This window comes from Methyloversatilis sp. (genome assembly GCF_965284615.1).
GTDB lineage: Bacteria > Pseudomonadota > Gammaproteobacteria > Burkholderiales > Rhodocyclaceae > Methyloversatilis.
The window spans coordinates 445,389-468,121 of record NZ_OZ260098.1 but is presented as its reverse complement, the minus strand read 5'-3'; the positions used below and the strand labels follow the sequence as shown (position 1 = coordinate 468,121).

Below are 22,733 nucleotides of genomic sequence, written 5' to 3'. Positions count from 1 at the left end.
GGCAAATGGCGCCCGGCGTACCGGTGCGCTGAGCATGGATTTCACGCCCGGCGCCGAAGCCAGTCTGGCCGGACTGGCGCTGGCCAGCTTCCTGTCGGCCACCGTGCTGCCCGGCGGCTCGGAGGCGGCGCTGCTGGCCGTGCTCGCCACCCACCCGGAACAGCGCGACGCCGCACTGCTGCTGGCCACCGCCGGCAACACCGCTGGCGGCATGGTGAGCTACGCCATGGGGCGCTTCATCCCGCGCAAGGAACTGCCGGGCCGGCTGGCGCTGCTGCAGCGGCATGGCACGCCGGCGCTGCTGCTGTCCTGGGTGCCACTCATCGGCGACGCGCTGTGCATCGCCGCCGGCTGGCTGCGCCTGCCGCCGCTGCGCAGCGGCCTCATGATGGCGATCGGCAAAGGCGCCCGCTATGTCGCCATCGCCGGGCTGATGGCATGAAGAACAGTCATCACGCCACCCACCTCGCCCGCCACCTCGCGCTGCTGTGGGCACTGCTGATCGCCTACGCCAGCCTGCATCCGCTGAGCGACTTCCGCGAGGGGGGCGGCGATCTGCTCGGCTTCCTGAGCGCGCCGTGGCCGCGCTACTGGACGCGTTTCGATGTGATCGCCAATGCGCTCGGCTACCTGCCGCTGGGCTTCCTGCTGGTGCCGGCCGCGTCGCCCTGGCTGCGCCGCCTGCCGGCGCTGTTCGTCGCCTGCCTGCTGGCGACCGGTCTGTCGATCGGGCTGGAGGTGCTGCAGCACTATCTGCCGACCCGCGTGCCCTCCAATCTCGACGTCGCTTCGAATGCCGTGGGCGCCGCCTGCGGTGCGCTGCTCGGCGCGCGCTGGGGCGGCATACTGGGCGACGGCGGCGCGCTGGCGCGCTGGCGCGCACGGCGCATCGTGCGCGGCCACACCGGTGAATTCGCGCTGGTGCTGCTGGTGCTGTGGTGGCTGGCGCAGATCGATCCGGACACGCCCTTGTTCGGTCTGGGCGACCTGCGCTGGGTGTTCGGCCTCGAGGCACCGGTCGATTTCACCGAGCGACGCTACCGCGCGGTCGAGATCGGTGCCTGCATCTGCGCCATGGTGAGCGTCGGCGTGATCGGCTGGCACAGCATGCGCGCGCGCAGCTTCTGGCTGCTCGGCTCGACTTTCGCCGTCGCGCTGGCGATCAAGGCCGGCTCCGGCGCCGTGCTGGTGCCGGCCGGCGGTGCCTGGCTGTGGGCCACGCCGGGCGCACTGGCCGGGCTGGCCGGCGGCGCTGTCGCGCTGCGCGTCGCGCTGTGGCTGCCGGTCACGCTGCGCTTCGGCGTCGCGGCGCTGACCCTGCTCGCCGGCGTGGCGCTGGTGAATCTGGCGCCCGACAACCCTTACCCGTCGGCGGTGTCCGATGCCTGGCGGGCCGGGCACTTTTTCAATTTCAGCGGTCTGACCCGACTGGCGTCCGCGCTGTGGCCGTATTTCGCGCTGCCTTACCTGATGGCGCTGCAACTGCGCGAAAACCGCGGCCGCCATGCTGCCCACGATCACCGATAATCACGTCTTTGTCCGCATCCGAACCTCGCATGAGCCACTTCAAGCACCACGTATTCTTCTGCTGCAACCAGCGCGCCGAGGGCGAACAGTGCTGCGCTGCGCTGGGCGCCGCCGCGCTGCGCGACTACGCGAAACAGCGCGTCAAGGCGCTGGGCCTGTCCGGCGAAGGCAAGACCCGGGTCAACATGGCCGGCTGTCTGGACCGCTGCGGCGAAGGCCCGGTCATGGTGATCTACCCGGAAGCGGTCTGGTACACCTATGTGGACCGCGAGGACATCGACGAGATCATCGACGAGCACCTGATGCACGGCCGCGTCGTCGAACGGCTGAAGGTCTGATGAATACGCGCATCCAGTCGGAACGCACGGTCATCGCCGGCCCGGTCGGCGGCATCGAGGTGCTGGCCGAGTTGCCGGACCACGCACCGCGCGCGCTGGCGCTGATCGGCCACCCGCACCCGCTGTTCGGCGGCACCATGGAAAACAAGGTGGTGGTAACCGTAGCGCGCGCACTGCGCGAACTGGGCTGCGTCACGCTGCGTTCGCAGTTCCGCGGCGTCGGCGCCACCGAAGGCACGCACGACGAAGGCCGCGGCGAGACCGACGACCAGCTGGCGGTGATCGAGCACGGCCTGAATGCGTACGGCGACCTGCCGGTCATCGTCGCCGGTTTTTCCTTCGGCGCCTTCGTCGCCACCCGCGTCGCCGACCGGCTGGCCGAGAACGGCCGCCCGGTGGCCGGCATGGTATTGGTCGGCCTGGCCGCTGGCAGCGTCGAGGGCATCCGTCACTACGAGCCGGGTCCGGTGCGCGACGATGCGCTGGTGATCCACGGCGAGCGCGACCAGGTCGTGCCGCTGGCCAATGTGCTGGCCTGGGCGGCGCCGCAGAACCTGCCGGTCGCGGTGCTCGGCGACAGCGGCCACTTCTTCCACGGCAAGCTGCACGTGCTGCGCGTACTGATAGAACGCTGGTGGCGGGCCACCGCGCCGGCCGGACAATGACCGACGTGCTGCTGGTGCTCACCACGCTGCCGGACGCGGCGACCGCGCAAGGCATCGCGCGATCGCTGGTCGAGGCCGGACACGCCGCCTGCGTCAGCATTGGTGCGCCGGTCCGGTCCATCTACACGTGGCAGGGCGCGATCGAGGAGGCGGACGAGGTGCCGCTGGCGATCAAGACCACCGTCGCCGCCTACGACGCGCTCGAATCCGCCTTGCGCGCGCTGCACCCCTACGAACTGCCCGAAATCATTGCCTTGCCGGTGGACCGCGGTCTGCCGGCCTATCTGCAGTGGGTGGGCAACATGACGACGCATACGGAAAGCCAATGATCCGCACCCTCGTTGCCGCGCTGGCCTGGCTGGCGCTGCTGGCCGCCGCACCGCTGCGCGCCGAACCCGAACTGCTGCCGCTGGAACAGGCTTTCCGCCTGTCGGCCCAGGTGGTGGACCGCAATACGGTCGAGGTGCGCTTCGACATCGCCGACGGCTACTACCTGTACCGCGACAAGCTGGGCTTCGCCGCGGAGCAGGCGGCACTCGGCACGCCGGACATCCCGCCGGGCAAGATGAAGAAGGACGAAATCTTCGGCGATGTCGAAGTGCATCGCGGCCAGTTGCCGATCCGCCTGCCGCTGAGCGCGAGCGGCGAGACGGTGACACTGAAGGTGGCGTCGCAAGGCTGCGCCGACGCCGGCGTGTGCTACCCGCCGAGCGAGCAGACGGTGCTGCTCGACCCGGCACAGCCCGGCGTACGCGTGTGGCCGGCCAGCCTCGACGGCGACAGCGCAGGCGGCGGACTGCTCGACCGGCTGCGCGGCCGCGCCGCTGCAGCCACCTCGTCGCCAGCAACCGACACTCCGGCGACGACAGACACGACGGCGACCGGCGCTTCGCAGCCGGACGACGGCTCCTTCGCCGCCGGCCTGCTGCGCGGCGGCAATCTGTGGCTGGTCGCCATCACCTTCTTCGGCTTCGGCCTGGCACTGAGCTTCACGCCGTGCGTGCTGCCCATGGTGCCCATCCTGTCCGGCATCATCGTCGGCCAAGGCGCCGACATCTCGCGCGGCCGCGCGCTTGCGCTGTCGCTCGCCTACGTGCTGGGCATGGCGGTGACCTACGCCATCGCCGGTGTGGCGGCGGGGCTGTCCGGCACGCTGCTGTCCGCGGCGCTGCAGAACGCCTGGGTGCTGGGCGGTTTCGCGCTGGTGTTCGTCGTGCTCGCACTGTCGATGTTCGGTTTCTACGAACTGCAGCTGCCGACCGCGCTGCAGTCGCGCCTGTCCGACACGGCCAACCACCGGCGCGGCTCCTACGGCGGCATCGTCGCGATGGGCGCGCTGTCGGCGCTCATCGTCGGCCCCTGCGTCGCCGCGCCGCTGGCAGGCGCGCTGCTCTACATCGCACAGACCGGCGACGCCGCGCTCGGCGGGCTGGCGCTGTTCGCACTGGCGCTGGGCATGGGCGCCCCGCTGATCGCGGTCGGCGTGGCGTCGCGCTCGCTGCTGCCGCACACCGGTCCGTGGATGGAGGGCGTCAAGCGCTTCTTCGGCGTGCTGCTGCTGGCGACCGCGATCTGGATCGCGCAACCGGTGCTGCCGGCCCTGTTGGCGATGCTGGCCTGGGCGGTGCTGCTGATCGCCAGCAGCATCTACCTCCACGCGCTCGACCCGCTGCCGGCGCATGCGAAAGGCTGGCACAAGCTGTGGAAGGGCGTTGGCGTGATCGCGCTGCTGGCTGGCGCCAGCATCCTGATCGGCGCCGCGGCCGGCTCGCGCGACCCGCTGCAGCCGCTGTCGGTGCTGCGCGGCGGTGCGGCGGCGGCCGAGGCGAAACCGGTGTTCGAACCGGTGCGCAGCGTGGCCGAACTGGAAGCCCGGCTGGCCGCGGCGACGCGCCCGGTCATGCTCGATTTCTACGCCGACTGGTGCGTGAGCTGCAAGGAAATGGAGCGCTTCACCTTCGCCGACCCCAAGGTGGCCGCCCGACTGGCCAGCTTCACGCTGCTGAAGGCGGACGTCACGGCGAACGACGCCGAACATCAGGCGCTGCTGAAACGTTTCGGCCTGTTCGGACCGCCGGGCATCCTCTTCTTCGGCCCCGACGGGCGCGAGATCGACAGCGCGCGTACGGTCGGTTTCGTACCGGCCGACGCCTTCGCCGCCGGTCTCGATCGCGTAATCGCTGCCAGCAGCGCGCGCTGATCGCGTAAAATCGCGCATCTTTCCGTTGCGCACCCTTCCCCATGTTTTCCGGCATCGTGGCCGCCGTCGGCCGCATCACCCGCATTGATCCACTCGAACAGGGCGTCCGTCTGACCGTGGACACCGCCGGTCTCGGTCTGGACGACGTCGCGCTCGGCGACTCGATCGCCCACAACGGCGTCTGCCTGACGGTGATCGGCATCGACGGCCGCAACGCGCAGTTCGACGTATCGAAGGAAACGCTGAACTGCACCGCCGGCCTCGATGTACCCGGCGAGGTGAACCTGGAAAAGGCGCTGCGCCTGTCCGACCGGCTGGGTGGCCATCTGGTCAGCGGCCACGTCAACGGCGTCGGCACGGTGCGCAGCTTCGAACGCGTCGGCGAATCGCACGAGCTGGTCATCGTCGCGCCCAAGCCGCTGGCCCGCTACATCGCGCGCAAGGGCTCGATCACGGTACAGGGCGTCAGCCTCACCGTGAATCGCGTGGCCGACGTCAACGATGGTTGCGAATTTTCGATCAACCTGATTCCGCACACGGTACAGGTCACCACGCTCGGCAGCCTGAAAGCAGGCAGCCGGGTCAATCTTGAAATCGACCTCATCGCCCGCTACGCGGAGCGCATGATGGCAGCAGAGGATAAGCAATGAGCGCACTGGCGCCGGTCAAAGACATCATCGCCGACATCAAGGCCGGCCGCATGGTCATCCTTGTTGACGAGGAAGATCGCGAAAACGAGGGCGACGTGGTGCTGGCCGCCGAATTCGTGACGCCCGAAGCGATCAATTTCATGGTGAAGCACTGCCGTGGCCTGGTCTGCCTGACGCTGACCGACGAGCGCTGCCGCCAGCTCGGGCTGGAGCAGATGGTGCGTCACAACCGCACGCCGCACGGCACCGCGTTCACCGCGTCGATCGAAGCGGCCACCGGCGTGACCACCGGCATTTCGGCGCACGACCGCGCGCGCACCATCCAGGTGGCGGTGGCGCGCAACGCGAAGCCGGACGACATCGTGATGCCTGGCCACATCTTCCCGCTGACGGCGCAGAAGGGCGGCGTGCTGATCCGCGCCGGTCATACCGAAGCCGGTTGCGACCTCGCACAGCTGGCCGGCCTGGAGCCAGCGGCGGTGATCTGCGAAATACTGAAGGACGACGGCACGATGGCGCGGCTGCCGGACCTGATCGAGTTCGCCAAGGAACACGGCCTGAAGATCGGCGCCATCCGTGACCTGATCGCCTACCGCGCCGCCACCGAAGCGCTGGTGCGCGAGGTGTCGAAACGCGAGGTGCGCAACGCCTACGGCCAGTTCACGCTGCATGGTTTCGAGGACACCACCACCGGCGAAATCCATCTGGCGATGGTGAAGGGCGAAATCGACCCGGACACCGAAACGCTGGTGCGCGTGCATGAGCCGATTTCGGTGCTCGACTTCCTCGACGCCGACAATCCGCGCCACAGTTTCAGCATCGACCGCGCGATGCAGATCATCAACGACGCCGGCAGCGGCGTCATCGTCATGCTGCGCCGGAACGAAACCGACGCCGGCATGCGCGCGCTGCTGATCGACCCCGCCGACGCACCGGCCGCGCGCTGGGACGCCCGTACCTTCGGTGTCGGCGCGCAGATCCTGCGCTCGCTGAACGTGCGCAAGATGCGGCTGCTCGCCAGCCCGCGCAAGATTCCCAGCATGGCCGGCTTCGACCTCGAACTGACCGGCTACCTGCAGCACTGAACACATCGGACGACACATTCATGCCCCGCTTCAACGACATCCCCGAAATCGAGGAAAGCCTCGACGGCAAAGGCCTGCGCGTCGCCATCGCGATGGCCCGCTTCAATCCCGACATCGGCAACGGCCTGCTGTCGGCCTGCTGCGCCGAGCTGCGCAAGCTGGGCGTCGCACCGGCCGACACGCTGATCGTGACCGTGCCCGGCGCACTCGAACTGCCGCTGACGCTGCAGCGTCTGGCGCTGTCCGGCAAATACGACGCACTGGTCGCGCTTGGCGCGGTCATCCGCGGCGAGACCTACCACTTCGAGATCGTGTCGAATGAAATGGCGCGCGGCGTGGCCGACATCCAGCTGAAGACCGGCGTGCCGATTGCCAATGGCGTGCTGACGACCGAGGACGACGACCAGGCGATCGCCCGCATGCACGAGAAGGGCGCCGACTGCGGTCGCGCTGCAGTCGAAATGGCGCGCCTGCTCGCCAGACTGACGGATTGACCATGGACGCCAAGCCCGAAGCCCCGCGCAAATCCAGCCGCCGCCTCGCCCGTGAATACGCGGTGCAGGGCATCTACCAGTCACTGCTTTCGGGCAACGAGGCGCCGGACATCATCGCCCACCTGAGCGAGGACGCCGGCTTTTCCAAGGTGGACCACAAGCTGTTCCGCACGCTGCTGAAAGGCGCGCTGGACAACGCCGAGGCGCTGCGCGCGCAGTTCGGCGCCCACCTCGACCGCAAGGTGGAGGAACTGTCGCCGGTCGAGCATGCCATCCTGCTGGTAGCCACCTTCGAACTGTCCAACATGATCGAGACGCCCTATCGCGTCGTGATCAACGAGGCGATCGAGTTGACCAAGGAATTCGGCGGCGCCGACGGCCACAAGTTCGTCAACGGCGTGCTCGACAAGCTGGCGCCACAGCTGCGCGCGGTCGAGGTCGAGGCGGCACGCAACCGTCCGCGCGGCTGAGCGCCGTCTGCACGCTGCATATATATATGCGCACGGCGTGCATGGCACTTGCTGCATGAGTACCGACGCCGGATGACGCCCGAGTTCGACCTGATCCGCCGCCACTTCGTGCGGCCGATGCGCGCGGCCGCGCTCGGCCCGGGCGACGACTGTGCGCTGGTCGCACCGTCGCCCGGCCACGAACTGGCCATCACCAGCGACATGCTGGTCGCCGGCACCCACTTCCTGCCGGACACCGACCCGCGGCGCCTCGGCTGGAAAGCGCTGGCGGTGAATCTGTCCGACGTCGCCGCGATGGGCGCCGTGCCGCGCTGGGTCACGCTGGCGCTGTCGCTGCCGCAGATCGATCACGACTGGCTGGCCGCCTTTGCCGCCGGCTTCTTCGACTGTGCCGATACCTTCGGCGTGGATCTGATCGGCGGTGACACGACGCGCGGCCCGCTCAACCTGTGCGTGACCGCCTTCGGCGAGCTCGCGGCCGGCCGCGCGATACGCCGCAGCGGCGCACGCGTCGGCGACGGCATCTGGGTGTCCGGCCAGCCCGGCCGCGCCGCGCTCGGCCTGGCCGACCTGCAGGGCAAGGTCCGGCTGCACGGCAGCGCGCACGACGACTGCATCACTGCGCTGGAACAGCCGCAGCCGCGCGTCGTCCTCGGCGCTGCATTGCAGGGGCTGGCGACCGCGATGATCGACGTATCCGACGGTCTGCTGGCCGATCTGGGCCATATCGCCAGCGCCAGCGGTCTGGGCGCCGTGGTCGATGACGCGGCACTCCCCTGGGCGGCACTGCACGCCGCCTGCGCCGACGCTACAGCAGTCCGCGACGCACTTCTGGCCGGCGGCGACGATTACGAACTGCTGTTCTGCGCGCCACGCGAAGCCGACGACGCGCTCGCCGCGCTGTCGGCCCGGCTGGCGCTGCCCCTCACCCGCATCGGCGCCATGCAGTCCGGCGACGGCGTGCGCCTGGTCGATGCCGCCGGCGCAGAACTGCCGGTCGGCCGACGCGGTTATGACCATTTCGCCTGAATCATGAAAACCAGAGCGCCCTACCCCGGCCCCGGCTTCCTCGTCCACCCGGCTCACATGCTGGCCTGCGGCTTCGGCAGCGGCCTGATCCCGTTCGCCTCCGGCACCTGGGGCACGCTGGCGGCCTGGCCGCTCTATCTGCTGATCAAGCCCTCGTTCTCCGACGGCGCCTTCGCGCTGTTCCTGCTGATCGCCTTCGCGCTCGGCAGCGCCTGCTGCCAGCGCACCGGTCGCGCGCTCGGCGTGGCCGACCACGGCGCCATCGTGTGGGACGAAATCGTCGCCTTCTGGCTGGTGCTGTGGGTGACGCCGGTCGATTTCTGGTGGCAGCTGGCCGCCTTCTTCGCCTTCCGCTTCTTCGACATCTTCAAGCCGCCCCCGGCGCGCTGGGTGACGTGAACATGAAGAACGGCTTCGGCGTCATGCTCGACGACGTGATCGCGGCGCTGTTCGCCGCGGCCTCGATCGCGGCGCTGCACCTGCTGGTCGTGCGTTTCTTCTGATGGACGCCGATCTGCAGACGCTGTCAGTCGAAGTGGGCGCCGCATTGAAGGCGGCCGGTGCCGTGCTGGCCACCGCCGAATCCTGCACCGGCGGCTGGGTGGCGGAGATCGTCACCGCGACCGCCGGCAGTTCGGCCTGGTTCGACTGCGGTTTCGTCACCTACTCGAACGCGGCCAAACAGCGCATGCTGGGCGTGCCCGAAGCCACCCTGAAGGCGCACGGCGCGGTCAGCGAAGCCGTGGCGATGGCGATGGCGCGCGGTGCGCTGGCGCATTCGGACGCCACCGCCGCGCTGTCAATCACCGGCATCGCTGGACCGGGCGGCGCAGTACCGGGCAAGCCGGTGGGCACCGTCTGCTTCGGCTGGGCCCTGGCCGACGGCCGCAGCCGCAGCGAAACCCGGCATTTCGACGGCGACCGCGAAGCGGTCCGCCGGCAATCCGCATGTCATACACTGGCCGTGCTCCTGGCTTTGCTGGGAGGCACGCCAAAAGACCCCGTGGCAAGAACTGTGCCATAATCGACCGCATACCCAGGAAAGGATTCAGCATGGACGACAGCAAGGCCAAGGCGCTCGCCGCAGCGCTCGCGCAGATCGAGAAGCAGTTCGGCAAGGGCTCGATCATGCGCATGAGCGACGGCCAGCTCGAAAACGACATCCAGGCGGTGTCAACCGGTTCGCTCGGGCTGGACATCGCGCTCGGCATCGGCGGCCTGCCACGCGGCCGCGTGGTCGAGATCTACGGTCCGGAATCGTCCGGCAAGACCACGCTGACGCTGCAGGTGATCGCCGAAATGCAGAAGCTCGGCGGCACCGCGGCCTTCATCGACGCCGAACACGCGCTCGACGTGCAGTACGCCGGCAAGCTGGGCGTGCGCATCGACGACCTGCTCATTTCGCAGCCGGACACCGGCGAACAGGCACTGGAAATCGCCGACATGCTGGTGCGCTCGGGCGGTGTGGACATCATCGTCATCGACTCGGTCGCCGCGCTGACGCCGAAGGCGGAAATCGAGGGCGAGATGGGCGATTCGCTGCCCGGCCTGCAGGCCCGCCTGATGAGCCAGGCGCTGCGCAAGCTGACCGCCAACATCAAGCGCACCAACACGCTGGTCATCTTCATCAACCAGATCCGGATGAAGATCGGCGTCATGTTCGGCAACCCGGAAACCACCACCGGCGGCAATGCATTGAAGTTCTACGCCTCGGTCCGCCTGGACATCCGCCGCACCGGCGCGATCAAGAAGGGTGAAGAAGTGGTCGGCTCGGAAACCCGTGTCAAGGTGGTCAAGAACAAGGTGGCGCCGCCGTTCAAGCAGGCCGAATTCGACATCCTTTACGGCGAGGGCATTTCGCGCGAAGGCGAAATCATCGAACTGGGCGTGCTGCACAAGTTCGTCGAGAAGTCCGGCGCCTGGTATTCCTACAGCGGCGACCGCATCGGCCAGGGCAAGGACAATGTGCGCGAATTCCTGCGCGCCAATCCGGCGATGGCCCGCGAAATCGAGAACAAGGTGCGCGTCGCCTGCGGCATGCCCGAACTGGCTGTGATCGCGCCGGACAGCAAGGCGGACGCCGCGTGAACGCCGCGCTGCGCGAGAAGGCTTTGCGCCTGCTCGCGCGGCGCGACCACAGCCGGGCGGAACTGGCGCGCAAGCTGCGCGAGGACGGCGACGAAGACGAGATTGCCGCACTGCTTGTCCGTTTCGAGGAATGCGGACTGCTGTCCGATAGCCGCTTCGCCGGACAGTTCGTATCGTCCCGCGCAGCGCGCTTCGGCACCCGCCGGCTGCAGTACGACCTGAAGCAGCGCGGCGTGGCCGATGCCGATGTGGCGGATGCGCTGGCCACCGTCGGCGACGACGAAACCGCCCGCGCCCGCGCGGTGTGGGCACGCAAGTTCGACGCCCGGCCGTCGGATGCCAAAAGCTGGGCGAAACAGGCAAGATTTTTGCAATCCCGCGGCTTTTCCGCCGATAGCATTCACAAGGTATTGCGCGAACAACCCGAACAAGATGAGTGAAAACCGGACCGCCAGCCGGCTCAAGGTCGAGCGGCTGCGCAAAAAGTACAAGTCGCGCCCGGTGGTGAAGGACGTGTCCTTCGAGGTCGGCAGCGGCGAGGTGATCGGACTGCTGGGCCCGAACGGCGCGGGCAAGACCACCTGTTTCTACATGATCGTCGGCCTGGTCAGCGCCGACGGCGGCGAAATCCATCTCGATGGCGAGCGGCTTACCCACCTGCCCATCCACCAGCGCGCGCGCGCAGGGCTGTCCTACCTGCCGCAGGAGAATTCGGTGTTCCGCAAGCTGGACGTCGAGGAGAACATCCTCGCCATCCTCGAGCTGAACGAGAAGAACGCGGCCCGGCGCGCCGCCCGGCTGGACGAACTGCTGGAGGAACTGGGCATCGGCCACCTGCGCAAGAGTCCGGCCGCGGCGCTGTCGGGCGGCGAGCGTCGCCGCGTCGAGATCGCCCGCGCGCTGGCCACCTCGCCACGCTTCATCCTGCTCGACGAACCGTTCGCCGGCGTGGACCCGATCGCCGTCATCGACATCCAGAAAACCATCCGTTTCCTGAAGGAGCGGGGCATCGGCGTACTGATCACCGACCACAACGTGCGCGAGACGCTGGGCATCTGCGATCGCGCCTACATCATCAACGCCGGTGAGGTACTGGCGAGCGGCCGGCCTGAAGAAATCGTGTATAACGAGAGCGTCAGGAAGGTCTATCTCGGCGAACACTTCCGCCTCTAGACCGCCGAAATTTGCACACCATGAAGCAGTCGCTGCAACTCAAACTTTCCCAGCATCTTGCGCTCACGCCGCAGCTGCAGCAGTCCATCCGGCTGCTGCAGCTGTCGACCATCGAGTTCAACCAGGAGATCGAACGCTTCCTGGATGAGAACCCGATGCTCGAGCGCGACGACAGCGAGCCGGTCGCGAACTACCAGCCGCCGCAGGACAGCATGGGCGAGACGCGCGACAGCACGCCGCAGGAGAGCGCGGACGCCCAGCAGGAAGAGCAGCGCGCCCAGGAAAGTGCCAGCAGCGCCGACATGGACGACTGGTCCGGCGAAAGCGGCAGCTACGGCTCACGCAGCGGCGGCGACGACGAGGACGGCGACTACCAGGACGTGCAGGCCGCTGGCACCTCGCTACGCGACCACCTTTGCGGCCAGCTCGCGCTGTCGCAGATGAGCGAGCGCGACCGCTACCTGATCCGCCTGCTGATCGAGGCACTGGACGACGACGGCTACCTGAACCAGGAACTGACCGAACTGGTCGAGCTGCTGCCGGAAGAGGCCGACATCGACCTCGACGACCTGTCGATCGCGCTGCGCCAGCTGCAGAACTTCGACCCGGTCGGCGTCGGCGCCCGCGATCCGCGCGAATGCCTGCTGCTGCAGCTCAATGCGCTGCCGACCGACGAGGTGTCAACGCTCGCGCGCGTCATCATCGACCAGCACATCGACCTGCTGGCCGCGCGTGATTTCGCCAAGATCCGCCGCGCCGTCGGCTGCGACGAAGAGCTTCTGCGTGCCGCCCAGACCCTGATCCGCTCGCTCAACCCGCGCCCGGGTGCGCAGTTCGCACCGATCGACGCCCGCTACATCGTGCCCGACGTCGTGGTGCGCAAGGTGCGCGGCCAATGGACGGCCCTGCTCAACCCGGACGCGATGCCGCGCCTGCGCATCAACCGCCTGTACGCGGAAATCCTGCAGGGCCAGCGCGGCAGCGGCCTGTCCGGTCAGCTGCAGGAAGCCAAGTGGCTGATCAAGAACGTGCAGCAGCGCTTCGACACCATCCTGCGCGTATCGCAGGCCATCGTCGAACGGCAGCGCCAGTTCTTCGAGTTCGGCGAGGTGGCGATGCGGCCGCTGACGCTGCGCGAGATCGCCGAAACGCTCGAATTGCACGAATCCACCATTTCGCGTGTCACCTCGCAGAAGTACATGGCAACGACGCGCGGACTGTTCGAACTGAAGTATTTCTTCGGAAGCCATGTGGCGACCGAAAGTGGCGGGGCCTGTTCGGCCACCGCGATCCGCGCGCTCATCCGCCAGTTGGTGGGCGCCGAGGATGCCAAGCGTCCGTTGTCGGACTCGCGCATCGCGGAAATACTGGGCCAGCAGGGCATCGTCGTTGCGCGGCGCACCATCGCCAAGTACCGCGAGTCCCTGAACATCCCGCCGGTCAGCGTGCGCAAGGCGATCTGAGACCGATCACATCGACCGACCCGATCGCCACGCATTTTTCGTCCCGTAACGAAAGGAGGCAGCATGAACCTCACCATCACCGGCCATCACCTCGAAGTCACCCCGGCCATCCGCGAATACGTCGAAACGAAGCTCGACCGCGTGATTCGCCATTTCGACCACGTGACCAGCGTTTCCGTCATCCTGTCGGTGGAGAAGCTGCGACAGAAGGCGGAAGTCACGCTGCACGTCCGCGGCAAGGACATCTTCGTGGAAGCCGAAAGCGAGGACATGTACGCGACGCTCGACAACCTGATCGACAAGCTCGATCGCCAGGTGCTGAAGCACAAGGAGAAGTCTGGCGAACACACCCGTGAGGCACTGAAGCACCAGGCGGCAGAATGAAACGATTGCCCGCTGCCAGGGGCGTATAATCCGCGGCCTTGTTGCAGTGCAATCAACTTTTCCGGCGCGGCGACCGTTAACCTCGGTACCGCGCCCGCCGCGTGTTCGGAGTAGCCCCTGACATGACGCTCATCGCAAAGCTGTTGCCCGTTTCGAACATCTGCCTCGGCCTCGACGCCAGCAGCAAGAAGCGTGTGTTCGAACAAGCCGGCCTGCTTTTCGAAAACAACCAGGGCATCGCCCGCAGCCAGGTCTTCGACAGCCTGTTCGCGCGCGAAAAGCTCGGTTCGACCGGCCTCGGCCAGGGTGTGGCCATTCCGCATGGCCGCATCAAGGGCCTGAAGGAAGCCATCGGCGGCTTTGTGCGACTGGAAAACCCAGTCGCTTTCGACGCGCCGGACGGCCGCCCGGTCAATCTTCTGTTCGTGCTCCTGGTCCCGGAGCAGGCGACCGAACTGCATCTGCAGATCCTGTCGGAGCTGGCACAGATGTTTGCCGACAAGGCCTTCCGCGAACAGCTGATGCAGGCCGCCGACGTACCCGCCATCCATACCCTGTTCACAGCCTGGCAGCCCGCGCATGCGGAAACTCAGCGTCGCGCGGCTGTTTGAGGACAATCGCGACCGGCTGCGCCTGCAATGGCAGTGCGGCAGCGGTGAAACGCTGATCGTCGCCGACCAGATTGGTCTGTCACCGGCCGATCTGGTCGGTCACCTGAACACCATCCACACCCGACGCATACAGGTCGTCGGCGTGCCGGAAATCCTGTGGGCGGAAAGCGTATCGACACGCAAGGTCGAGGACATCGTCGATACCCTGCTCGACGCCCGCCCGCCCGCCTTCATCGTCGCCGACGGTGCCGATCCGCCGCCCGCCATCCGCAGCGGCTGTGCCAGCCGCGGCATTCCGCTGATGACCACGCAACGCAGCGCCGCCTCGGTCATCGACCAGCTGCGCGCCTATCTCGCGCGCGAACTGGCGGACCAGACCACGCTGCACGGCGTGTCGATGGACGTGCTGGGCATGGGTGTACTGATCACCGGTGACTCCGGCGTCGGCAAGAGCGAACTGGCGCTGGAACTGATTTCGCGCGGTCACGGCCTGGTCGCCGACGATTGCGTCAACATTTCGCGCATCGCGCCCAATGTGCTCGAAGGGCGCTGCCCGGAACTGCTGAAGGACTTCCTCGAAGTGCGCGGGCTGGGCGTCCTGAACATCCGCACCGTATTCGGCGAAACCGCCTGTCGGCGCAAGATGAAGCTGCAACTGGTCGTGCATCTGCAGAAGCAGGTGACCGGCCTGCCCGAAGCCACGCGCATGCCGCTGGACAACGAAGTGATGGACATCCTCGGCGTGAAGATACGCAAGGTGGTCATTCCGGTCGCCGCCGGCCGCAATCTGGCGGTGCTGGTCGAGGCCGCCGTACGCACCACGATACTGAGTTTCCGCGGCATCGATTCGACGCTCGAATTCGTCGAACGCCAGCGTCGCGCCCTGGGCGGGGAGGACGGCTGACCCGGCGACTGTACATGACGATGACATATGCATAACATGCACGACGGCAGCCCGCCCGGGCCGCCGTCGGTATTGTCATTTCATGCTGCACAGCCAGGAGCTCAGTCATGCCGAATACCCGCCGTACGCTCAGCTGCACACTCGTCAGCATCACCCTGCTCGCCACCTTCCCGCATGCCGCCGTCGCCGGCACGCAGCAGGACAGGATGCGTGCCTGCAACAAGGACGCGAAGGAAAAATCGCTGAAGGGCGACGAGCGAAAGACCTTCATGAGCAGCTGCCTGTCGTCCGGAAAGAGCGAGACGACGCGGACTGCGGAGGTGTCCGACGATGCTGCAGCGCGCAAGAAGCAGTGTCGGGCCGAAGCCAGCGCCAAATCGCTGAAGGGTGACGAGCGCAAGGCCTTCATCAGCGAGTGCTCGAAGACCTGAACCCGGCAGCATCGGCCCGCCCTTGGCGGCGGGTCGCACCCGCTTTCGTGCGCTATGCAACAAGACGTCCCCGAAAGGCGCGCCGGGCCTGCCGGACAGGCAAAAACCTTTTGGTATAGTCGATCGTCTTCGAACGTCGGAGTTGCCCGATGTTGCGCGACCGATTCCTGCGCCCCGCACTGCTTGCCACCGCCCTCGCCATCGCGGCCCCCTGCGCCCTTGCCTTCAGCTTCTCCGAAGACGCGAAGAAAGACGCCGCCGCGGACGAGCAAGCCCGTGCCGCCGCTGCCGCGCACGTGTTGTCGCTGCCGCCGGCCTGCCTCGACGAACTGCGGCGCCGGAAAATCATGATCGTGATGGGCGAGCGGACCGGCGAAGGGGTCACTGCCGAGCAGGCCCGTTTCAGTCCCCATTTCAACTCGATCAACAAGCGCTTGCTCAAGCACGGCATCCGCACCTATTCCCAGCAGGAAATCCGCGCGCAGATCGCGCAGGCCGAGGTCAACGCCTACTTCCGCAACGACCCGGACGCGGCGCTGGCCGCATCGAAAAAGATGGGCGCGCAGCTGGTGATGCGCGGCACGATCGACTCCCGTTCGGCGATCAATCCTGTGCTGCGCATCCCCGAGGTCTATGTTTCGATTGCGTACGCACTGATGACCCCGGGCGGAAAGCTGATTTCCGAAGCCAGCGCGAAAGCCGAATCGTATTCCGGCAGCGACACGCTCGGCATGGCCGGCACACTGATCGAAGAACAGGCCGACGCCGTCGTCAGCACGCTGCTCGGCGGCTACTGCGCGGCCAATCCGCCCGCAAGCGGCAAGAAGAAAAGCAAATAGGCACCGCGCGGCCCGACCGCGCGGACACATAACGGGGCGCAGGCGTCCCAGCAATCTTCAGAGAAAGGGACCTCCATGAACTTCACCTTGCATCGCGCACTGAAATCCGCGGCATTCGCCGCCGCCGTCGGCAGCCTGCTGCCGCTGGCGTACGCCCAGCCCACGTTCGAAAGCGCTTCGCCGACCGCCGGCGACAGCGTGTCGCAGAAGGCCAACGAAAGCGCCGACAAGGCGATGTACAAGGCTGTCGAGTACAGCAACAAGAACAAGCCGGGCCCCACGGTGGTCGTCGTGCCGGGCGAGATCAAGAGCAACAACGCCACGTTCACGCAGAAGTTCGCGTCGAACAACATCGCTGATTTCGGCGAACTGGAACTGTCGCAGGCCAACTTCAAGGTGCTCGAACGTTCGGACATGGGTCCGCTGCTGAACGAGTTCCAGCTCGCCTACTCGATGGGCGACCCCGGCTCCGCGCGCAAGATGCTGCAGAAGGGCAAGTTCAAGACGACCAAGTACGTGGTCAAGTTCGACATCCTGAAGGCGGAGCAGGTCGCCGCCGCGAAGGAAGGCGTCAGCGGCCGTACTCTCGGCAACATCATCGGCATCCTCGGCGGCAGCCGCGGCAGCTACGCCGCCGGCGAGGCGGTCGGCTCGGTCGAGACGGGTGCGGCCGCCGGCGTCTGGATCATCGGCATGCGCTACAAGATCATGGACGCCAACACCACCGAACAGCTGGCGCAGGGCTATACCGAAGAGAAGATGGAAGTGGGCGCCAAGGGCTCGTCCATCCTCGGCGTGTCCAGCAGCCAGGAAGGCGGCATCACGCTCGACGGCATGGTGCAGCGTCTGGTGCAGAAGTCGGTCTGGGAAATCGACGCCAAGTACAAGTAATTCCCCGCCAACGCCGCCGGAGCACGCCTCGTGAGCATTCCTGCCAGACTGGGCAAGTACGACATCCTGCGCGAACTGGGCCAGGGCGCGATGGGTATCGTCTATGAGGGGCGTGACCCGGTGATCCATCGCCGGGTCGCCATCAAGACGCTCAAGCGCGAACAGCTGGAACGCAGCGAGGCGGACGAGGTGATCGCCCGCTTCAAGCGCGAGGCGCAGGCGGCCGGCCGGCTCAACCACCCGAACGTGGTGGCCATCTACGAGTACGGGGAAGAGGCGGACGGTACCGCCTTCATCGCGATGGAATTCGTGCAGGGACGCGAGCTGAAGGATGCCTTCGACTCCGACGAGCGCATTCCGCTGTCCACCGTCGGCCACGTCATGGACCAGCTGCTCGACGCGCTGGAGCACGCCCACCGCAACGGCGTCACCCACCGCGATATCAAGCCGGCCAACATCATCCTGCTCGCCGACGGTACGGTGAAGGTGGCCGATTTCGGCGTTGCCCGCATCGAATCGTCGAACCTGACCCAGGCCGGCACCGTGATGGGCACGCCGTCCTACATGTCGCCCGAACAGTTCATGGGACAGACGGTGGACGGGCGCAGCGACCTGTTCTCCGCCGGCGTCGTGCTGTACCAGTTGCTGACCGGCGAGAAGCCCTTTACCGGCGCGCTCACCACCATCATGCACAAGGTGCTGAAGGAAGATCCGCCCTGGCCGTCGGTGCTGAACGTCCATGTGTCGCCGCGCATCGACGCGGTGGTCAAGCGGGCGATGGCCAAACGGCCGGAGGACCGCTTCCAGAGCGCAGCCGAATTCCGCCGCGCCCTCGACGCGGCGCTGTCGGCGCCGATTGCCGACGACGACGCCACCGTCGTGAACCTGGACGACGGCGACGCCACCGTGCTGTCGGCGACGCCCGACGCGACATTGCAAACCGCGCGCATGCCGGCACCACCAGCGGTCGAACCCGCGCCGCCACCGCAGCCCGCAAAGGCGCGTACTGCGGCCGAAACGCCTTCCCCGGCCGTGCCGCCAGTAGCGCCACGGCGCAATCCGATACTCGTCGCCGCCGGCCTGGCCGCGCTGCTGATCGCCGGCGGCGCCTGGATGTACCTCGGTGGCGGCGCCGAGCCGACCTCATCCGCGCCCGCCCCGCTCGCCGCCGAACCGGACGCGGCCCCCGTCGCCGTTGCGCTGCCGCCGCCGCCAGCAAAGGCGGCAACGCTGGATCCAGGGGTCGCCATCATCAGCGCCATCGGGCTGGCCGATCCCGGCGACCCCAGGCTGGCCAATGACCGCAATGCGCTGACCCAGGCCATGCGCGACGACGCGCGCCGCCAGATACTTGAAAAGGCGGTTGCGCTGTTCGTCAACCCGAAGTCGGTGAACGCACACTACGACGTGCTGCAGGCGCGCCTGCTCGACCGCAGCGGCGACTTCATACAGGCGGTGCTGGAAGAAGGTCCGGCGCAGTTGGGCAAGGACGGTCTGATGTCCGGCGAAGTGCGTGCGGCAGTGCGCGTGCGCCAGGTGCAGAAGTCGCTGAACCAGATGTCGCAGGACGAAAGGGTCGAATTCATCCGCAACAACGGCGACCCGAAGATCGCAGTCGCCGTGTCGTCGTTGTGGCCGGACGGCGATCCGACCGTTCCTCCCCTGCGTTCGCAACTGGCCGAGAACACATTGAAGCAGCACATCCAGGGCTTCGGCTTCCGCACCTGGAACGACGAGGCCGGTGCCGGCCAGAACGCCGACTTCGCGATCGACGGAGAAGTGCGCTTCAAGCGGCTGAGCGTCCGGCTGGCGGCATCCGGTCTGGTCATCGACAAAGTCGTGCTGACCTCATGGACGGTGCGCTGCACCGACCGCAAGTCCGGCGAAGAGGTCTATCTGAACACCGAGGTGCCGGAAGGCACCAGCTGGACGTCCGAAGAGAAGGCGCTGGCCGACATCGGCAAGCGCGTCGGCGAACAGTTCAGCCGCGAGTTCTTCCTCAGCCATTTCCATTTCACCGCCCGCAAGGTGGCGCTGCAACTTACCGGCCTGCCGGGCGAAGAAGTCGCCGGCTCGCTGCTGCGCGAAATCGCGTCGCTGCGCGCGGTATTGGCCACCGAAGTGAAGTCGCTGGGCAGCGAACGCGCCGAATTCGTGGTCAACATGTCGGGTGGGCTCGCCGACGCCGGCCAGAACGTGCAGGCCGGCATCCTGATGCCGCTGTCGCGCAAGCTGGGTCGCAACTGCCTGAGCGTCGCGTCGAGCACGCCCGACGCCGTGACGCTCAGTTTCGACCCGGCCTGCGCCGCGCCGGACATGGTGACGAAGCTGCAGACCCTGCCGCCGGCCGGACTGATGGAAGCCGCGCCGTCGCGGCGTGAAGCGGTGGTGCACAGCCCCGAACTGCGCAAGCGCATCAGCATCTGACCGCCGCGGGCCGCCGTGCCTGCCGGCGGCGACCGCGGAACCGCCCTTCAGGCGCCGTTCGACTGACCGGCCGCTCACTCCAGCACTTCGAAGCTCATCAGGTCGATGCCCTGCTCCAGCGCGCTGTGGCCGAAACCTATCGTGCCCTGGCCGCGCAGGATGATTTCCTCGCGCTTGAGCACCACCTCGTTCTCGCCCTCGATGCGCAGGAAGGTGCCGTTGGTGCTCTGGTTGACCAGCACGAACTTGTCGCGCCGGCGCTCGATGCGCGCGTGATTGCGCGAGGCGCGCTGGTCCTTGATCACGACCTCGTTGCTCATGTCGCGGCCCAGGGTGAGCGGGCCGTGCGCGTTGTCCACCGTCAGTTCGGTATCGCGATAGCGCACCAGCAGTCGCGCCACGTTATAGGTAGCGACGATGCTCGACGCCTTCATCGTCAGGTCGGCGCCCTCCTGCCACAGCACTTCGCAGACGCGCACGTCCTCGGCCTTGCCCTTCACCGTCAGCGCATCGATCTCGCGCACTTCCGGCCCCATCGACAGCGTCACCGCAGCCAGCGTTTCGGCGGTGGTGATGATCTGCCCGGCCTTGGCCAGACCGGCCATGCGTGCGGCCGTGTTGACGGTGTCGCCGAACACGTCGTCGTTCTCCTCGATCGCCGGCCCGAAGTGGAAGCCGACGCGGATCGCCAGCTTGACGCCCGACACCGGCGGCAGATCGGTCACCCGGTGCTGCATCTCACAGGCGGCCTGGATGCCGGCGTCGGCATTGGGGAAGGTGGTCATGACCTCGTCGCCGATGGTCTTGATCACCTTGCCGCCATGCCCGTTGACCACGCGCCGCATGCGGTTGAGGCAGCGTTCCACGGCGCGCAGCGCTTCGGCGTCGCCCAGCTTCTCGTAGAGCCGGGTACTGCCGGAGACGTCGGCGAACAGCACGCACACAGATGTAGGTTGGGAACTCATGGCAGGCCGGGTGGCATAGGGCTTCAACGTCAGGGCCCGAGGTCAGTGCTTCAACGTCAGGCATTTACGTCATTTTACAATTACCGACGATATACGTGCGGCGACGCGCCGGCAATCCGACGAAGGTCTGACGGATGCGTCACAGGTGCACGCTGCGCCCGCCATCGACGGCGATGATCTGGCCGGTGATGTAGGGCGCATCCTCGATCAGGAAGCGTACCGTACGTGCGATGTCCTGTGGGTCGCCTTCGCGCTGCAACAGGGTATGCCGCACGATGCGCGCACGTTCTTCCGGATCGAACAGGTCGTTCTCGGGCCACTGGATGGGGCCCGGCGCCACGCCGTTGACGCGCACCCGCGGCGCCAGATCGATGGCCAGTGCACGGGTCAGTGTCGCCAGTGCGCCCTTCGAGGCGCTGTACAGCGCGTAGCCCGGCAGCGGTCGTTCGGCGTGGATGTCGGCAATATTGACGATGCAGCCGCCGCTGTCGCGCAGCGCCGGCGCTGCCGCCTGCGACAGGAAGAGCGGCGCGCGGAAATTGCTGCCGGTCAGGTCGTCCCAGTCGCGCTGCGTGATGGTGCCGATCGGCGTCGGATAGAAGGACGATGCGTTGTTGATCAGTGCGTCCAGCCGCCCGAACTTCGCCAGCGTCTTGTCAACCAGTTCGGGCAGACGGGCGGTATCGAGCAGATCGACCGACAGGCAGCAGGCACTTTTCGCGCGGCGCGCATTGAACTCGTCGAGCAACAGCAGCGCCTCTTCCGCCGACTGCCGGTAGTGGATGGCCACCCGCCAGCCGGCGTCGTGCAGCGTGCGCGCCATCTGCGCGCCAAGGCGCCGCGCCGCGCCGGTGATCAGTGCAACCTTGCCGTTTTCCATTGCTTCCCTGTCCACCTGTTTGTCTGTCGCGACGCGATGTCGCATTATCGCGGACCCCGCGACCGGACACCCGTGCCATGTCACTGCCCCAGCCCGATTCAGACGCCGTCGAGCACAGCCAGCGCCTGCTCGGACAGATCCGCGACGAGATCGCCCGCACCGGCTGGATGCCGTTCAGCCGTTACATGGAGTGCGCGCTTTACGCGCCGGGGCTCGGCTATTACAGCGGCGCGCTGCAAAAGTTCGGCCGCGACGGCGATTTCGTTACCGCGCCGGAGCTGACGCCGCTGTTCGGCCGCAGTCTCGCCCGCCAGCTGGCGGAGCTGATGGCGCTGAGTGCGCCCCACCTGATCGAGGCGGGGGCCGGCAGCGGTCGCCTCGCCGCCGATCTGCTGGCCGAACTCGACCGCCTGGGCGCCGTACCGCAGAGCTATCGCATCCTCGAACTGTCGGCCGCTCTGCGCGCCCGCCAGCAGGCGCTGATCGCCGCCGAGCTGCCGCACCTGAGCACACGCGTGAGCTGGCTGGACAGTCTGCCGGACGCGTTTGACGGCGTCGTGATCGGCAACGAGGTGCTCGACGCGATGCCGGTCGAGCGCCTGCGCAACACGGCCGGCCGCATCGAACAGGCGGGGCTGGCGCTCGACCCGTCCGGGCAGCCGGCGCTGGACTGGCGCCCGGCGCCCGCCGCGCTGGCCGACGAAGCACGCGCGCTCGGATTCACCGACGGCTACGACAGCGAAATCAACGTCGCCGCCCGCGCCTGGGTGGCCGAGTGGGCGCGCCGCATCGGCCGCGGCGCGCTGCTACTGATCGACTACGGCTTCCCGCAGGCCGAGTACTACCATCCGGACCGGCGCAGCGGCACGCTGATGTGCCACTACCGCCATCACGCCCACACCGATGCGCTGTGGATGCCCGGCCTGAACGACATCACCGCACACGTCAACTTCACCGCCATCGCCCAGGCCGCCTTCGACGCCGGCATGTCGCTGGCCGGCTACACCAGCCAGGCGAACTTCCTGCTGAATTGCGGCGTGCTCGAACGGCTGGACCGCGACGCCGACGCGCTGAGCCGGGCGAAGCAGAATGCCGCATTGAATCAGCTCACCTCGCCGGCCGAAATGGGCGAGCTGTTCAAGGTGATCTGCCTGACGCGCGACATCGAGGCGCCGCTGACCGGCTTCATGCGCGGCGACCGCAGCCACACGCTGTAGCG

26 protein-coding genes and 1 pseudogene are annotated in these 22,733 nt (G+C 67.3%); 25 read left to right on the top strand and 2 right to left on the bottom strand.

Going from position 1 to position 22,733, the window contains the following annotated elements; all coding sequences use genetic code 11:
- Nucleotides 1-34 precede the first annotated feature (34 nt).
- From ACQ66H_RS02270 to ACQ66H_RS02155, 24 genes and pseudogenes are all read left to right on the top strand, one after another.
- Entirely contained in the window at nt 35-442 is a 408-nt protein-coding gene (locus tag ACQ66H_RS02270; RefSeq protein WP_430432637.1) for a YqaA family protein, read from the top strand.
- Nucleotides 439-1,527, top strand: coding sequence for a VanZ family protein (locus ACQ66H_RS02265; RefSeq protein ID WP_430432636.1), 1,089 nt, complete (start codon nt 439-441; stop codon nt 1,525-1,527). The genes ACQ66H_RS02270 and ACQ66H_RS02265 overlap by 4 nt, the downstream gene beginning before the upstream one ends.
- 29 nt (nt 1,528-1,556) lie before the next feature.
- Nucleotides 1,557-1,865, top strand: a complete 309-nt coding sequence (locus tag ACQ66H_RS02260) for a (2Fe-2S) ferredoxin domain-containing protein (RefSeq protein ID WP_430432635.1) — start codon at nt 1,557-1,559, stop codon at nt 1,863-1,865.
- Nucleotides 1,865-2,530 (top strand): alpha/beta hydrolase, encoded by a 666-nt coding sequence (locus ACQ66H_RS02255; RefSeq protein WP_430432634.1) that lies wholly within the window; start codon nt 1,865-1,867, stop codon nt 2,528-2,530. The genes ACQ66H_RS02260 and ACQ66H_RS02255 overlap by 1 nt, the downstream gene beginning before the upstream one ends.
- On the top strand, nt 2,527-2,859 hold the full coding sequence (cutA, locus tag ACQ66H_RS02250; protein WP_430432633.1) for a divalent-cation tolerance protein CutA: 333 nt from the start codon (nt 2,527-2,529) through the stop codon (nt 2,857-2,859). Before ACQ66H_RS02255 ends, cutA begins: the two co-directional genes overlap by 4 nt.
- On the top strand, nt 2,856-4,730 hold the full coding sequence (dsbD, locus tag ACQ66H_RS02245) for a protein-disulfide reductase DsbD (RefSeq protein ID WP_430432632.1): 1,875 nt from the start codon (nt 2,856-2,858) through the stop codon (nt 4,728-4,730). The genes cutA and dsbD overlap by 4 nt, the downstream gene beginning before the upstream one ends.
- A 41-nt stretch (nt 4,731-4,771) precedes the next feature.
- Nucleotides 4,772-5,380: a riboflavin synthase gene (locus tag ACQ66H_RS02240; protein WP_430432631.1), complete on the top strand. Its 609-nt coding sequence runs from the start codon at nt 4,772-4,774 to the stop codon at nt 5,378-5,380.
- A complete protein-coding gene (gene ribBA, locus ACQ66H_RS02235) occupies nt 5,377-6,465 on the top strand; it encodes a bifunctional 3,4-dihydroxy-2-butanone-4-phosphate synthase/GTP cyclohydrolase II (RefSeq protein ID WP_425763627.1) in 1,089 nt (362 codons plus the stop codon). The genes ACQ66H_RS02240 and ribBA overlap by 4 nt, the downstream gene beginning before the upstream one ends.
- A gap of 20 nt (nt 6,466-6,485) precedes the next feature.
- On the top strand, nt 6,486-6,959 hold the full coding sequence (gene ribH, locus ACQ66H_RS02230) for a 6,7-dimethyl-8-ribityllumazine synthase (protein ID WP_430432630.1): 474 nt from the start codon (nt 6,486-6,488) through the stop codon (nt 6,957-6,959).
- A 2-nt stretch (nt 6,960-6,961) separates the two neighbouring features.
- On the top strand, nt 6,962-7,429 hold the full coding sequence (nusB, locus tag ACQ66H_RS02225; RefSeq protein ID WP_430432629.1) for a transcription antitermination factor NusB: 468 nt from the start codon (nt 6,962-6,964) through the stop codon (nt 7,427-7,429).
- A 72-nt stretch (nt 7,430-7,501) separates the two neighbouring features.
- On the top strand, nt 7,502-8,458 hold the full coding sequence (thiL, locus tag ACQ66H_RS02220) for a thiamine-phosphate kinase (protein ID WP_430432628.1): 957 nt from the start codon (nt 7,502-7,504) through the stop codon (nt 8,456-8,458).
- A gap of 57 nt (nt 8,459-8,515) precedes the next feature.
- Nucleotides 8,516-8,961: pseudogene (locus ACQ66H_RS02215) on the top strand (phosphatidylglycerophosphatase A family protein).
- Nucleotides 8,961-9,482, top strand: coding sequence for a CinA family protein (locus ACQ66H_RS02210; protein ID WP_430432627.1), 522 nt, complete (start codon nt 8,961-8,963; stop codon nt 9,480-9,482). The pseudogene ACQ66H_RS02215 and the gene ACQ66H_RS02210 overlap by 1 nt, the downstream one beginning before the upstream one ends.
- 29 nt (nt 9,483-9,511) lie before the next feature.
- Nucleotides 9,512-10,546 (top strand): recombinase RecA, encoded by a 1,035-nt coding sequence (gene recA, locus ACQ66H_RS02205; RefSeq protein ID WP_019915573.1) that lies wholly within the window; start codon nt 9,512-9,514, stop codon nt 10,544-10,546.
- Nucleotides 10,543-10,986 carry a recombination regulator RecX gene (gene recX / locus ACQ66H_RS02200; protein ID WP_341422481.1) on the top strand — a complete coding sequence of 148 codons (444 nt, stop codon included), beginning with the start codon at nt 10,543-10,545 and terminating at the stop codon, nt 10,984-10,986. The genes recA and recX overlap by 4 nt, the downstream gene beginning before the upstream one ends.
- Complete coding sequence (gene lptB, locus ACQ66H_RS02195) at nt 10,979-11,719, top strand: LPS export ABC transporter ATP-binding protein (RefSeq protein WP_430432626.1); 741 nt, start codon at nt 10,979-10,981, stop codon at nt 11,717-11,719. The genes recX and lptB overlap by 8 nt, the downstream gene beginning before the upstream one ends.
- Before the next feature lie 20 nt (nt 11,720-11,739).
- Complete coding sequence (locus ACQ66H_RS02190) at nt 11,740-13,182, top strand: RNA polymerase factor sigma-54 (protein WP_430432625.1); 1,443 nt, start codon at nt 11,740-11,742, stop codon at nt 13,180-13,182.
- Nucleotides 13,183-13,245: 63 nt separating this feature from the next.
- The gene (gene hpf / locus ACQ66H_RS02185) at nt 13,246-13,566 is read left to right on the top strand and encodes a ribosome hibernation-promoting factor, HPF/YfiA family (RefSeq protein WP_019915577.1); all 321 of its coding nucleotides are present in this window, start codon (nt 13,246-13,248) and stop codon (nt 13,564-13,566) included.
- A 122-nt stretch (nt 13,567-13,688) separates the two neighbouring features.
- Nucleotides 13,689-14,177 carry a PTS IIA-like nitrogen regulatory protein PtsN gene (gene ptsN, locus ACQ66H_RS02180; protein WP_020163176.1) on the top strand — a complete coding sequence of 163 codons (489 nt, stop codon included), beginning with the start codon at nt 13,689-13,691 and terminating at the stop codon, nt 14,175-14,177.
- Nucleotides 14,146-15,081 carry an HPr(Ser) kinase/phosphatase gene (gene hprK, locus ACQ66H_RS02175; protein ID WP_430432624.1) on the top strand — a complete coding sequence of 312 codons (936 nt, stop codon included), beginning with the start codon at nt 14,146-14,148 and terminating at the stop codon, nt 15,079-15,081. The genes ptsN and hprK overlap by 32 nt, the downstream gene beginning before the upstream one ends.
- A gap of 107 nt (nt 15,082-15,188) precedes the next feature.
- Nucleotides 15,189-15,512 (top strand): PsiF family protein, encoded by a 324-nt coding sequence (locus tag ACQ66H_RS02170; protein WP_430432623.1) that lies wholly within the window; start codon nt 15,189-15,191, stop codon nt 15,510-15,512.
- 149 nt (nt 15,513-15,661) lie between these two features.
- Nucleotides 15,662-16,351 carry a hypothetical protein gene (locus ACQ66H_RS02165; protein WP_430432622.1) on the top strand — a complete coding sequence of 230 codons (690 nt, stop codon included), beginning with the start codon at nt 15,662-15,664 and terminating at the stop codon, nt 16,349-16,351.
- A gap of 75 nt (nt 16,352-16,426) precedes the next feature.
- The gene (locus ACQ66H_RS02160; RefSeq protein WP_020163172.1) at nt 16,427-17,242 is read left to right on the top strand and encodes a hypothetical protein; all 816 of its coding nucleotides are present in this window, start codon (nt 16,427-16,429) and stop codon (nt 17,240-17,242) included.
- A gap of 30 nt (nt 17,243-17,272) precedes the next feature.
- A complete protein-coding gene (locus ACQ66H_RS02155; RefSeq protein WP_430432621.1) occupies nt 17,273-19,669 on the top strand; it encodes a serine/threonine-protein kinase in 2,397 nt (798 codons plus the stop codon).
- A gap of 74 nt (nt 19,670-19,743) precedes the next feature.
- Here the strand turns inward: ACQ66H_RS02155 and ACQ66H_RS02150 are convergent, their stop codons facing one another.
- Entirely contained in the window at nt 19,744-20,634 is an 891-nt protein-coding gene (locus tag ACQ66H_RS02150) for an adenylate/guanylate cyclase domain-containing protein (protein ID WP_430432620.1), read from the bottom strand.
- A gap of 139 nt (nt 20,635-20,773) precedes the next feature.
- Nucleotides 20,774-21,514, bottom strand: a complete 741-nt coding sequence (locus ACQ66H_RS02145; protein WP_430432619.1) for a pteridine reductase — start codon at nt 21,512-21,514, stop codon at nt 20,774-20,776.
- Nucleotides 21,515-21,591: 77 nt separating this feature from the next.
- On the opposite strand from ACQ66H_RS02145, the gene ACQ66H_RS02140 reads away from it, so the two are divergent.
- Nucleotides 21,592-22,731 (top strand): class I SAM-dependent methyltransferase, encoded by a 1,140-nt coding sequence (locus tag ACQ66H_RS02140; protein ID WP_430432618.1) that lies wholly within the window; start codon nt 21,592-21,594, stop codon nt 22,729-22,731.
- Nucleotides 22,732-22,733: the final 2 nt, after the last annotated feature.

Coding starts and splice junctions, on each gene's coding strand:
- ACQ66H_RS02210 (WP_430432627.1), top strand. CDS start 8,961: ATGGACGCCGATCTGCAGACGCTGTCAGTCGAAGTGGGCGCCGCATTG.
- ACQ66H_RS02240 (WP_430432631.1), top strand. CDS start 4,772: ATGTTTTCCGGCATCGTGGCCGCCGTCGGCCGCATCACCCGCATTGAT.
- ACQ66H_RS02255 (WP_430432634.1), top strand. CDS start 1,865: ATGAATACGCGCATCCAGTCGGAACGCACGGTCATCGCCGGCCCGGTC.
- thiL (WP_430432628.1), top strand. CDS start 7,502: ATGACGCCCGAGTTCGACCTGATCCGCCGCCACTTCGTGCGGCCGATG.
- ptsN (WP_020163176.1), top strand. CDS start 13,689: ATGACGCTCATCGCAAAGCTGTTGCCCGTTTCGAACATCTGCCTCGGC.
- ACQ66H_RS02260 (WP_430432635.1), top strand. CDS start 1,557: ATGAGCCACTTCAAGCACCACGTATTCTTCTGCTGCAACCAGCGCGCC.
- dsbD (WP_430432632.1), top strand. CDS start 2,856: ATGATCCGCACCCTCGTTGCCGCGCTGGCCTGGCTGGCGCTGCTGGCC.
- ACQ66H_RS02265 (WP_430432636.1), top strand. CDS start 439: ATGAAGAACAGTCATCACGCCACCCACCTCGCCCGCCACCTCGCGCTG.
- ACQ66H_RS02140 (WP_430432618.1), top strand. CDS start 21,592: ATGTCACTGCCCCAGCCCGATTCAGACGCCGTCGAGCACAGCCAGCGC.
- ACQ66H_RS02270 (WP_430432637.1), top strand. CDS start 35: ATGGATTTCACGCCCGGCGCCGAAGCCAGTCTGGCCGGACTGGCGCTG.
- recA (WP_019915573.1), top strand. CDS start 9,512: ATGGACGACAGCAAGGCCAAGGCGCTCGCCGCAGCGCTCGCGCAGATC.
- hpf (WP_019915577.1), top strand. CDS start 13,246: ATGAACCTCACCATCACCGGCCATCACCTCGAAGTCACCCCGGCCATC.
- cutA (WP_430432633.1), top strand. CDS start 2,527: ATGACCGACGTGCTGCTGGTGCTCACCACGCTGCCGGACGCGGCGACC.
- lptB (WP_430432626.1), top strand. CDS start 10,979: ATGAGTGAAAACCGGACCGCCAGCCGGCTCAAGGTCGAGCGGCTGCGC.
- ACQ66H_RS02170 (WP_430432623.1), top strand. CDS start 15,189: ATGCCGAATACCCGCCGTACGCTCAGCTGCACACTCGTCAGCATCACC.
- ACQ66H_RS02150 (WP_430432620.1), bottom strand. CDS start 20,634: ATGAGTTCCCAACCTACATCTGTGTGCGTGCTGTTCGCCGACGTCTCC.
- nusB (WP_430432629.1), top strand. CDS start 6,962: ATGGACGCCAAGCCCGAAGCCCCGCGCAAATCCAGCCGCCGCCTCGCC.
- ribBA (WP_425763627.1), top strand. CDS start 5,377: ATGAGCGCACTGGCGCCGGTCAAAGACATCATCGCCGACATCAAGGCC.
- ACQ66H_RS02145 (WP_430432619.1), bottom strand. CDS start 21,514: ATGGAAAACGGCAAGGTTGCACTGATCACCGGCGCGGCGCGGCGCCTT.
- ACQ66H_RS02165 (WP_430432622.1), top strand. CDS start 15,662: ATGTTGCGCGACCGATTCCTGCGCCCCGCACTGCTTGCCACCGCCCTC.
- ribH (WP_430432630.1), top strand. CDS start 6,486: ATGCCCCGCTTCAACGACATCCCCGAAATCGAGGAAAGCCTCGACGGC.
- ACQ66H_RS02190 (WP_430432625.1), top strand. CDS start 11,740: ATGAAGCAGTCGCTGCAACTCAAACTTTCCCAGCATCTTGCGCTCACG.
- hprK (WP_430432624.1), top strand. CDS start 14,146: ATGCGGAAACTCAGCGTCGCGCGGCTGTTTGAGGACAATCGCGACCGG.
- ACQ66H_RS02160 (WP_020163172.1), top strand. CDS start 16,427: ATGAACTTCACCTTGCATCGCGCACTGAAATCCGCGGCATTCGCCGCC.